The organism is Streptomyces sp. NPDC055189, assembly GCF_053606765.1.
In genome coordinates this window covers 127,062-137,309 of the sequence record NZ_JBSGSG010000019.1, presented here as the reverse complement: position 1 = coordinate 137,309, position 10,248 = coordinate 127,062, and the positions used below count along the sequence as shown (strand labels likewise).

The window sequence follows — 10,248 nt, the reverse complement described above, 5'->3', positions numbered from 1 at the left end:
GTGGGGGCGTCGCACATCCAGGTGTGCGACGCCCCCACTCCGCCTGCCCGCGGTTTGCCTATCCGCGCTGCGGCGCGCTGGTGCTCGCCCGGGGAACCAGCCGGGCGGCCGGGACCTGGCTGTCCTCGACGGGCTCCTCGTCGACAGCGGCCAGCAGAATCCGCGCCGCGCTGGCGCCGTACTCGGCGATGTCCCTTGTCAGCGCGGTGAGTTGGGGGCGTACGACCTGGGTGAAGGGCGAGTCGTCCCAGGCGACCAGGGACAGGTCGCGCGGCACGTCGAGGTTCAGCTCCTGCGCCACCGAAAGACCGGCGACCGCCATGATGTCGTTGTCGTAGACGATCGCCGACGGGCGTTCCGCGGCGATCAAAAGCTTGCGGGTGGCCCGCGCTCCCTCGTCGCCCGAGTAGTCGGTGTGCACCACTTCGGGGTCGGGCAGACCGGCGGCGCGGCAGCCCGCCCCGAAGGCGGCGTCGCGCACGCCCGTGTGGGCGAGCTCGGGCAGGCCCGCGACGCGCGCGATGTGGCGGTGCCCGAGAGCCGCCAGGTAGGCGACGGTCTCGTGGATGCTCGCGCCGTCGTCCGACCATACGGCGGGCACGGAGCCGGCCGCCTCGGGCGGGCCGAGGGCCACCACGGGCAGGTCCATGGCCGCGAAGGCCGGGATGCGCGCGTCGTCGTCGTGCAGGTCCACGAGCAGGGCGCCGTCCACCCGGCCCTCGCCCCACCAGCGGCGATACAGCTCGATCTCGTCGTCGTGGCTGGTGACGGTCTGCAGCATGAGCGCGATGGACCGCGGCGCGAGTTCGGACTCGATGCCGCTGATCAGTTCCATGAAGAACGGCTCGACGCTCAGGGTGCGGGCGGGACGGCAGACGGCCAGGCCCACCGCGCGGGCCTTCGCGCCGTTGAGGGCACGCGCCGCGTTGCTCGGCCGCCAGCCGACGTCCCGCGCGATGGCCTTGATCTTCGCCCGGGTCTGCTCGGAGACACCGGGCTGGTCGTTGAGGGCGTAGGACACCGCGACCTTCGAGACTCCCGCGCTGCGGGCGATGTCCGCGATAGTCGGCCGTTTCATGCGCCCTCCTGCTGTACCGGTTCCGCACTTCAGCGGCCGACCTTACCGGCCGGCCGCTGAAGTGCACGCATCCGCGCACTGAACCGGGGTTCAGGACTTGGTGCAGGTCTTGCCGTTGAGGGTGAAGGCGTCCGGTGCGGCGTTGTTTCCGGTGGAGGAACCGTTGAGGCCGAAGCTCACCGACCCGCCCGCCGGGATGGTCTTCGTCCAGGACTCGGGTGTGACGTGTACGCGGGCCCCGTCCTGGGTCGCCCTGGCGTTCCACACCGAGTTGATCTTCTGCTGGGCGGGGAAGGCGAAGTCCAGGCCCCAGTCGTCGACCTTCTGCGTGGACGGGTTGCGGACGGTGATCTCCGCGTTGAAGGAGTTGCCCCAGTCGCTCAGGCGGTAGGTGACGGCGCAGGCGCCGCTCCCGCCACCTCCGTCGGATCCGGCGAAGACGCTGGCCTCCTTGGCGGTGGCCTTGATGCCGTTGGCGCCGTCGAACAGGCGCCTGCCCCAGCCGGAGAGCTGGGCCGCGTCGAAGTTCTGGACAAGGTCCAGGTATTCCACACCTCCGCCGTTGCCGCTCCAGGACCAGCCCATGTAGCCGATGCCCAGCGACTGGGCGGTGGCCATGATGGCGTCTTCGTCGGGGTTGCCGTCGGAGTGCATGTCACCGAACTCGCCCACCACGACGGGTAGTTTGGCCGCGGTGAAGCGGTTGAGGTAGTCACTGACCTCGGCCGGGGTGTCGTAGACGCCGTACATGTGGATGTCGAAGAGGGTGTTCTTGTCCGGGTCGGCGGCGAAGACACCGGCGGCGTTGTCCCGCATGGTGAAGGACCAGTCCTGGCCCCAGTTGGGGGCGTCGACCATCAGGGTGTGATCGATGCCGCCGTCGCGCAGGCGGCCGATGGCGGTCTTGGTGTCGCCGGTCCAGGCCGCGTAGTTGGTGTTGCCGTAGGGCTCGTTGCCGATGTTGACCAGGACGTATTTCTCCTGGCCCATGAGGGCGCTCTTGACGTCCAGCCAGTAGTCGACGGCCTTGGACAGCGGGGCCGCGGCACCCGCCTCGCCGTATCCGGTGGTGTCGTGGGCCTCAAGGACGCAGATGAGCCGGTTCTTCTTGCACTCGTCCACCACGCGGGCCACGTCGGCGGTGTCGTTCTTGGTCCACTGATCGCCCGTACTCAGCACCACGCGTACGGAGTTGGCGCCCTTGGCCTTGATGTCCTTCAGCGCCTGGCCGGTCCGGTCGGGGTACCAGGCGTGGGCGTGATTGACGCCCCTCAGCACGAAGTCCTTGTCGTTGGCGTCCAGCAGCCGTCCGTCCCGGATGTGGAAGCCGGGAGATGCGGCGGCCTGGGCGGCCGGGGCGGCGGTGAGGAAGGAAGCGCAGGCGGCGAGCAGGGTGCCTGTCGCGACGGCGGCTCGAATTCGTCTCATCCAGTGCTCCTGGTTCGGTCGGTGGGTGCCGCGGCCCGGGGCGTGCGGGTCCACGGGGGCGGGGCGTGGCTTACCGGCGGGGGCGGTGCAGGCACGACGCCCGCCCGCGTCGGAGGAACGCCGTGGGCGCCGGTGCCGGTCGTGCGGTGTGCGGTCAGCGGTGGTGCCGGCGCCGCACGGGTGGCGCGGCTCGTACGCCGGGCGGCGGCGGGCCCGAGCGGTACTCGGGAAGGCAGTCGGGCCCTCGGCGCACCCCTCGGCCCGCGTACATACGGTCCAGGCGAGCCGGTCCGGAGCTTCCGCCCGGCGACGGCCACGACATTAGGGGCCGTGGAGGCGCGGCACAACGCTTTGCGCAGAACCGGTTAAGTTACCGGTGGTTCGAGAGAGGTTCGACGCTCAGGACGGACCGCCGCTCAAGACGGACCACCCCTTCACCGGCGAAGGGTCAACTCGCCCGCGAGGGACGGATGCGTCAGCGAGCAGACGGGCCGCGGCGGCGGCGCCGACGAGCCCCGCGTCCTGCGCGAGGGCCGCGGGCCTGACTTCGAGACCCCGCACGAAATCGAGGGCGGCGTAAGCGTCCAGGTGACGCCGCAGCGGCGTGAACAACACATCTCCCGCCTGCGCCACTCCCCCGCCGATCACCGCCACGCCGATCTCGACGAGGGCGCCGGTTGCGGCGATGGCGGCAGCCAGGGCCTGCGCCGCACGATCGAAGGCGGCCAGCGCCGGGGCGTTCCCCTGCCGGGCATCCTGCGCCACCGTGGCGGCGGTGGCGGGCTCCCCCGCCGGCGGAACCCAGCCGGAGGCGAGTGCCCGCCGGGCGATCGCCGTGCCGCTTGCCATGCCCTCGACACAGCCCCGCGCCCCGCACGGGCACGCCGCGCCGTCCAGGTCAACGCTCATGTGACCGATGTGCCCGGCATTGCCCGAAGGGCCGGGATACAGGCGGCCGTTGAGGACCAGCCCGCCGCCGACGCCGGTGGAGACGACCATGCACAGCGCGTGGTCGAAGCCGCGGGCCGCACCCAGCCAGTGCTCGGCGGCCGTCATCGCCACGGCATCCCCGATCAGCACGGGTTCGACGCCCGCGAACAGCATGGGATGCGCGCGCACTTCATCCACCAGCGGAAAGCCGCGCCACGCGGGAATGTTGACCGGGCCGACGGCACCCGACGCCGTGTCTACCGGACCCGCACTGGCGATACCGAGACCGCGGATGACACCCCAGCCGGGATCGCGGGCCAGCCCGTCCAGCACGTCATTGACGGCCGCCATCAGCACACCGGCCGACTCCGCGGCCGGCGTGGGGCGTTGAACACGCCTCACCACGCACCCCTCCGTGTCGACCAGAGCCCCCGCGATCTTGGTCCCGCCGATATCGAGCGCTGCGTACATGACCCCACCCCTTCCGGCACGGACCCTCCGGCCCGTCGGCATGCCAACGTTGCCCCGGAAGAATACTTAACCGGTTCCGTCAATAGTTAGCGGGCAGCCCGGACCTCGCTCGGAGTCATCGGAAACAGACACACATCGGGCGGCTGCTCGCCACCCCGCCTCTACGATGTGCCGATGACATCGATCAAGCAGTTCCAGATCACTTTCGACTGCGCCGATCCCGAGCGCGTCGCGCGCTTCTGGTGCGAGGTACTGGGGTACGTCGTACCGCCGCCGCCGGAAGGGTTCGCCACTTGGGACGACTACGATCGCTCGCTGCCGCCCGAGCGTCGGGGCGCGGATTTTGTCTGCATGGATCCCTCAGGTGTGAGCCCGCGGATGTATTTCCAGCGCGTTCCCGAAGGCAAGGTCGTCAAGAACCGGGTGCACATCGACGTTCGGGCCGGCACCGGGCTCGTGGGTGAGGAACGCGTGGCCGCACTTGAGGCCGAATGCGCTCGGCTGGTCCCGCTCGGCGCGATACGCGTGCGGCTGTTGCCTGCCGATGGCTACAACGAGTCGTGCCTCCTGATGCAGGACGTCGAGGGCAACGAGTTCTGTCTCGACTGAAGTTGCGGGGCCGGCTCCTCCCCTCCCCTCGACCGGATTACCTCAGTTCGGCGAGAAGGCCGTCGAGGGCCTCTTGGAGGGCTTGGGAGTTGGCCGGGGTGAACCATGTGGTGCGGATGCGTTCGTTGTTTCCCTTCGGAGTCTCGTGGTCGGCGGCGAGTTGGTTCAGGGAGCGGGTCTCGTCGCTCAGGGCGCGGCCGACGCCCTGGAAGAGGCTGCGGATGTAGCGGTCCGCGTCGTCGGCGGGGATGCCCTGCCCTGCGGCCCAGGACGTGAGGGTGGCGAGATACGAGTAATGAGTGGTCAGCGTTCCCGTCAGGGCGGAAAAGACGTCGAAGGCCCCCTCGTCCGCTACCGGTAGCACCCCGCCCAGGCCCTCGAAGAGGGAATCCACCACCGGGTGGGACGGGTACGTCACCGTGACGGAGCGGCGTTCGCGTACGGAGGGCAGGGGGATGGCCCGCACCAGCGGAGCCTCGGTGGCCAGGGTTTGGCGCAGGTCGTCGTTGGCTACGCCGGCCATCACATTGACCACGATCTTGTCGTCGGCCACCCGCAGGTCGGCCAGTGCCGCGTGCCGGTCCTGTCGGCGTACAGCGATGATCACCACTTCGGAGCGGTCGATCACCGCCTGATTGTCGGCGCAGACCTGTACACCCTCGTGGCTCGCGGACAACTCCGCTGCCGTACGGGCTCCGCGGGGCGAGAGGAACACCTCGGGTGACTCGCCGCCCCCTTCGTACAGGCCCGTCACGAGGGCGCGGCCGATCTCGCCGACTCCGATGATGCCGATGCGCTTCACTGATGCCCCCTCGAAAGCTGCGGTCGCCTCCACAGGAGTGTGAGTGCCAGGAGGGCCGCCAGGCAGGGCGCCGTCATGGCCGAGCCCAGTTCCGGCGGCAGGCCGGTGTCGCCGGAGGTGTCCTTGGTGAGCAGTGCGGCCAGGGCGACGCCGGTGCCGAGCACGAACATCACGGTGGCCGCGGGGCGGGCCCACCGCTTACCCGCCTTGACGGCCCGGGCCGTCCAGAGCCAGGCGGTGACGCCGAGCGCTCCGAGGACGGACAGCAGGATCAGGTACGTGGTGACGGCTGAGTCGACCTGCGTCGCGGTGTAGGCGGGGTAGCCGGCCCGGATGTGGTCGGCCAGCAGATGGCTGGTGGCACGGTCGACGTACGGGAGGACCGTCGCGAGGACGGTGAGTCCAAGGCCCGTGTACATCGTGCCGATTGCCCATCGCTCATGGCGTGTCTTGGTCATCAGAGTGCTCTTCCCTTTCCCGACTTGTGGACCAGCAGCTCAGAACCTACGCCGTAGGTTTGCGTTCCGCACCATAATTTCTACGGTGTAGATTTGGCAAGGAGAGAGGGAAGGGAGAGGGGAAGGATCAGGCATGGCCAGACGCACCCGGGGTACCTCAGCGGGGCTCGACCGCGAGCGCATCGCCACCGCCGCCGTCGCCCTGGTCGACCGCGACGGCCTGGAGCGCTTCGGGGTGCGGCGGCTCGCGCAAGAGCTCGAAGTCGACCCGATGTCGATCTACCACCACATCAAGGGCAAGACGGCGCTCCTCGACGCGATGTCCGAGGCGGTACTCGCCGAGGTGGCGGTCGCCGCGGACGAGGACGTATCCCGCGGCTGGGAGGAAGTCGCCCGCCGGACGGCGCACGGCTACCGCGAGATGGCCTACCGGCACCCGCGGGTGTTCCCGCTGCTGGTGACGCGCGCCCAGACCTCGGCGGTCGCGATCTCCGCCCTGGAGCGACTGGTCACCTCGATGCGTGAAGCCTCCCTGCCCGACCAGGTGGTCGCGGACGCGCCCATGGTGCTGTTCAGCTTCCTCAACGGTCACCTGCTGGCGCGTACCGGCGAAGAGCCCGGCGCCGCACCCGAGTTCGACGCCACCGCATTCCCGGCCATGGCCGCCCTCACCCCCCTCATGGCCGACTTCGGATCCCTGCCTGAGTTCGACCGGATGCTCGACACCGTGCTCGCCGGGATCAAGGACCGGGCCGCCCGCTAGCGGCAACGCCCCGGCGGCATCATCAGCCGCGTGGGCGTTCCGCAGTACGAGGCCCCTCGTCCGTCAGTCGGTCGGCGTGGCCGACACCTCAGGGGAGAGGGCGGACTCCTCGCCGTCCTCGTTGACCGTGGCAACGGCGTAGAAGTACTCCGTGCCGCCCGTAAGACCGCGGTCCACGTACTCCTGGAGGCTCGTGAGGTGGCTGAACTCGGCGTTCTCCTTGGTGACTCCGGGCTTCGTGGAGCGGTAGACCCGGTAGCCGGTCACGGGCGCATCACCCGTGCCGTACGAGGCGGAATACCAGTTGAGGCTCACACTGCCCGCGCCCGGTGTGACCTTGTAGAACTGTGTGGCCGACGGCGGATGCGCCTCCGTGTAGTCGGGCTTGACCGACGCGGAGGCCGCCGAGGAGACGTCGTGCCGGGACGTGGCGACGACGGCGTAGTAGTAGTCCCGCTCGCCCTCGTCCTCGCTCACCGTGCCGATGTACTCGGTGCGTGTCGTGGTGGCCACGCGGTTGGCAGGGTCAGTGATGTCGACCGGGGAGGTCTTGGAGCGGTAGACCGTGTAGGACGAAATGGGGATGTACGGGCTCTGCGACCACGACAGGGTCAGCCGCTTGCCGACGAGCTGACGGTTTCCCATGGCGGGGGCCGCGGGCGCACTGGTCTCGGTGACGGTCTTGGTGCCCCTCACCGAGATCGACCCCTGGGACTCGTTCCCGGCGGCGTCGACACCCCGCACCTCGTACAGGTACATGAGGCCCGGGTCGCCCTTGGTGTCGCGGAAGGTCAGCGACGTCGTCGAACCGACTTTGGTGCGTGCGGAGTTGTCGGATGAGGTGCGGTACAGCACGTACTTCACCGAGTCCGAGTTGCCGCTGCGCCACGTGAGCGTCACACCGCGCTCGTCCTGGCGGACGACGGTGAGGTCCTGCGGCGAGAGGGGCGCGACCGTGTCCCGGTTGCCGCGGACGGGATCGGTGAAGGGCGACACGTGACCGGCGTCGTCCAGGGCGCGGACCTTGTAGGCGTACTCGACGTCGGGGTCGGCGTCGCTGTCGACGTATGTACTGGCAGGCACGGTGGCGAGCCGCTTGTACGGGCCGACCTCGTCCGGCTCGGTCCCCTCGGCCTCGGCCCGGTACACCTCGTAGCCGGTGGCAGCGGAGAGCGAACTCCAGGAGAGGGAGACGGACTCACGTCCGGACACGACGTGGAAGCTCTCGGGGGCGTCGTACAGGGGGTTCTCGGGCTGGTCCGGGTCGTCGCTGACACGGCCGGCAGAGCTGTGGGCCGTGGTGGGCGCGGCAGCGTGGGCGGTGCCGGATATACCGAGGGCGAGGACGACGACAGCGGCCGCGGAGGCGATGGCCGCAGGTCTGGGATTGCGTCGTTGAGACACGGCTGGCGTTCCCTTTCCGGTGGAACCACGTACGGGCGTACGGGAGTTGGGGCTGCAAGTCGTGGGGGGAGCTTGTGGTGCCGTGGGGGCAAGGCACTGTAGCTGTATATGCCCGGGAGATGGGAGGCGGCGCGCCTTTCCGCCGGGGCGGGCCGGTGCGGAGGCGGAGGTGGAGGTGGAGGCGGACAAGAATGCGGATGCGGAGCAAATCCCCCTCAGCGCCGCGCCAGCGCCAGCAGACTCAGCCCGAACATCAGGACACCCAGGGGGAGATGGACCGACGGTACGTGCGCGATGCCGAGCACGACCTGCGCCGAGGCGAGGACGAGGAAGCCGGAGGCGTGCCAGATGGGCCGCGGCGAGCCGCCGCCGGGCTTCCAGGCCAGCACCGCCGCGAGCACGTACAGCATCGACGCCGCGTACATCACGCGCGCTCCGACGCTGTGCAGCGTCTCTCCGTAGGCCGAGGTCAACAGCAGTCCGGCCGAGACCGCTTGAAGGAAGATGGTCAGGGTCTGCAGAGTGATCGCGATCTGCAGAAACGAGAAGCTGCGCTGTGTCGTCGCCTGGGTCGCCATGCCGCGGTCCCCTTTTCCGCCCCGGAGGTTTTCCGCCCCGGAGGCAGTAGATCGATAAGGTCTCATCAGGCCGACGACGCGGGCCTGCGAAAGGTAAGGCGAGGGGGCGGTCGGAAGCATGGGGACGGCTGGGACCAGCACGGACGGAATAGCGGGCGAGCGGCGCCAACTGATGAATGTGGCCTATCGGTTGCTCGGTTCACTGGCCGAGTCCGAGGATGCCGTACAGGAGGCCTATGCGCGCTGGTATGCGCTGCCACGCGGCAGGCAGGACGAGATCGTCTCCCCCGGTGCCTGGCTGACGACGGTGACCGGACGCATCTGCCTGGACGTGCTCGGCTCGGCGCGGGCCCGGCGTGAACGCTACGTCGGCGCGTGGTTGCCCGATCCGCTGCCCGACCACGCCGAGCGGGACCACGGCCACGGCACCGACCCCGCCGATCAGATGGTCCTGGACGAATCGGTGACCATGGCGTTCCTGGTGGTCCTGGAGTCGATGACACCCGCCGAGCGGGTGGCGTTCGTCCTGCACGACGTCTTCCGCTACCCCTTCGCCGAGATCGCCGGGATCCTCGACCGCTCCCCCGCTGCCTGCAAGCAACTCGCGGCCTCCGCCCGGCGGCGGGTGCGCGTCACGCGGGCTCCGGTGACGGCGGCCGGCCAGGCCGACGCGGTGCGGCAGGTCAAGGAGGCGTGGGAGTCCAAGAACATCGCGGCCCTCGTCGACCTCCTCGACCCGGCCGCCGTGATGACCGCCGACGGCGGCGGCATGGCCGGTGCCGCCCTGCGCCCGATCGAAGGCGGGGCGCGCATCGCGCAGTACATGGTCGCGATCGCCGACAAGGCTCAGGGGCTCGAACTCCTGGAGCGGTCGGTCAACGGCATGCCGGGCCTGGTTGCCCGGCGTGCCGGCAGCGTGATGACCGTGGCCTCGTTCGAGGTCACCGACGGTCGCGTCACCCGGATCTGGGCGGTCCGCAATCCGGAGAAACTGCGGCCGTGGGGGCGGGACGGCTAGGGGTCCGGCCCACACCAGCAGTCAACTGGCCGAGACGGACGGGGTTTCCGGCCTTGCGGGCGGCAGAGGCGGACCTGCCGCCCGGGCTTCGCAAGCCCTACCGAGTCATGCCGACTGCCCCGCCGGGTCCTTGGTGAGCTGGACAGTCCTCCGGGGCCGCCTGCGCCTCACCACCGCAACGGTCACCCCGATTCCCCCGATCACCAGCCCGATCCCACCGAAGATCAGCGGCAGCAGCCACAGCGAGATGAAGCTGTTGATTCGCGCGTCCTGCGGGGAATCGGCGCGGTAGAGCACCTCGACCTTCTCCATCAGGTCGTACGCCGGCGGGTTGGACCCCGTCGAGCCCTCGAACGTCCGCGACTTGCCGCCCGCCGCGGTGAACTGGACGACCGGGTATGCCGTGGGCCCGTCGTTCGCCCGGCGTTTGCCGGAGCCGCCATCGCTCCGCCACTCCATCGACACCACCGTTCCGCGGGCACGCTCGCCATTGGCCAGGTACGAGACCGACACCCCCGTCAGGATCAGCCCGATCGCCAGGAACAACGTCCCGAACGCGATCGCCCCGAACGTGACCCACTGGCCCGCTCCCCACCTGCGTACCCGAAACTGCACAACGTCCCTCTCACTTGTCCAAAGGAGAGGGACGCTATCCCGGGCATCCGGCCGCCGTGCTCGCGCCCCCCGCCGATCCGGAACCGAACCGTCC

General features: G+C 69.8%; 11 protein-coding genes. 3 read left to right on the top strand and 8 right to left on the bottom strand.

The window, feature by feature from the left end:
• Nucleotides 1-58: 58 nt before the first annotated feature.
• From ACWFR3_RS17385 to ACWFR3_RS17375, 3 genes are all read right to left on the bottom strand, one after another.
• A complete protein-coding gene (locus ACWFR3_RS17385) occupies nucleotides 59-1,078 on the bottom strand; it encodes a LacI family DNA-binding transcriptional regulator (RefSeq protein ID WP_453735424.1) in 1,020 nt (339 codons plus the stop codon).
• A gap of 90 nt (nucleotides 1,079-1,168) precedes the next feature.
• A complete protein-coding gene (locus tag ACWFR3_RS17380; RefSeq protein WP_453735423.1) occupies nucleotides 1,169-2,506 on the bottom strand; it encodes a cellulase family glycosylhydrolase in 1,338 nt (445 codons plus the stop codon).
• Between the two features lie 399 nt (nucleotides 2,507-2,905).
• Nucleotides 2,906-3,907 carry an ROK family protein gene (locus ACWFR3_RS17375; RefSeq protein WP_453735422.1) on the bottom strand — a complete coding sequence of 334 codons (1,002 nt, stop codon included), beginning with the start codon at nucleotides 3,905-3,907 and terminating at the stop codon, nucleotides 2,906-2,908.
• A gap of 174 nt (nucleotides 3,908-4,081) precedes the next feature.
• Here ACWFR3_RS17375 and ACWFR3_RS17370 point away from each other — a divergent pair, with 174 nt between their 5' ends.
• Entirely contained in the window at nucleotides 4,082-4,516 is a 435-nt protein-coding gene (locus tag ACWFR3_RS17370) for a VOC family protein (protein WP_453735421.1), read from the top strand.
• Between the two features lie 37 nt (nucleotides 4,517-4,553).
• Here ACWFR3_RS17370 and ACWFR3_RS17365 read toward each other — a convergent pair whose 3' ends face one another.
• Nucleotides 4,554-5,318, bottom strand: coding sequence for an NAD(P)-binding domain-containing protein (locus ACWFR3_RS17365; protein ID WP_453735420.1), 765 nt, complete (start codon nucleotides 5,316-5,318; stop codon nucleotides 4,554-4,556).
• Nucleotides 5,315-5,776, bottom strand: coding sequence for a hypothetical protein (locus tag ACWFR3_RS17360; protein ID WP_453735419.1), 462 nt, complete (start codon nucleotides 5,774-5,776; stop codon nucleotides 5,315-5,317). Before ACWFR3_RS17360 ends, ACWFR3_RS17365 begins: the two co-directional genes overlap by 4 nt.
• A 133-nt stretch (nucleotides 5,777-5,909) precedes the next feature.
• On the opposite strand from ACWFR3_RS17360, the gene ACWFR3_RS17355 reads away from it, so the two are divergent.
• A complete protein-coding gene (locus ACWFR3_RS17355) occupies nucleotides 5,910-6,539 on the top strand; it encodes a TetR/AcrR family transcriptional regulator (RefSeq protein WP_453735418.1) in 630 nt (209 codons plus the stop codon).
• A 63-nt stretch (nucleotides 6,540-6,602) separates the two neighbouring features.
• On the opposite strand, the gene ACWFR3_RS17350 is transcribed toward ACWFR3_RS17355, so the two are convergent.
• Entirely contained in the window at nucleotides 6,603-7,943 is a 1,341-nt protein-coding gene (locus tag ACWFR3_RS17350; protein WP_453735417.1) for a fibronectin type III domain-containing protein, read from the bottom strand.
• Between the two features lie 215 nt (nucleotides 7,944-8,158).
• Nucleotides 8,159-8,521: a hypothetical protein gene (locus ACWFR3_RS17345; protein ID WP_453735416.1), complete on the bottom strand. Its 363-nt coding sequence runs from the start codon at nucleotides 8,519-8,521 to the stop codon at nucleotides 8,159-8,161.
• 118 nt (nucleotides 8,522-8,639) lie between these two features.
• Here ACWFR3_RS17345 and sigJ point away from each other — a divergent pair, with 118 nt between their 5' ends.
• A complete protein-coding gene (gene sigJ / locus ACWFR3_RS17340; RefSeq protein ID WP_453735415.1) occupies nucleotides 8,640-9,539 on the top strand; it encodes an RNA polymerase sigma factor SigJ in 900 nt (299 codons plus the stop codon).
• A 105-nt stretch (nucleotides 9,540-9,644) separates the two neighbouring features.
• Here the strand turns inward: sigJ and ACWFR3_RS17335 are convergent, their stop codons facing one another.
• Nucleotides 9,645-10,154: a DUF3592 domain-containing protein gene (locus ACWFR3_RS17335; RefSeq protein WP_453735414.1), complete on the bottom strand. Its 510-nt coding sequence runs from the start codon at nucleotides 10,152-10,154 to the stop codon at nucleotides 9,645-9,647.
• Nucleotides 10,155-10,248: the final 94 nt, after the last annotated feature.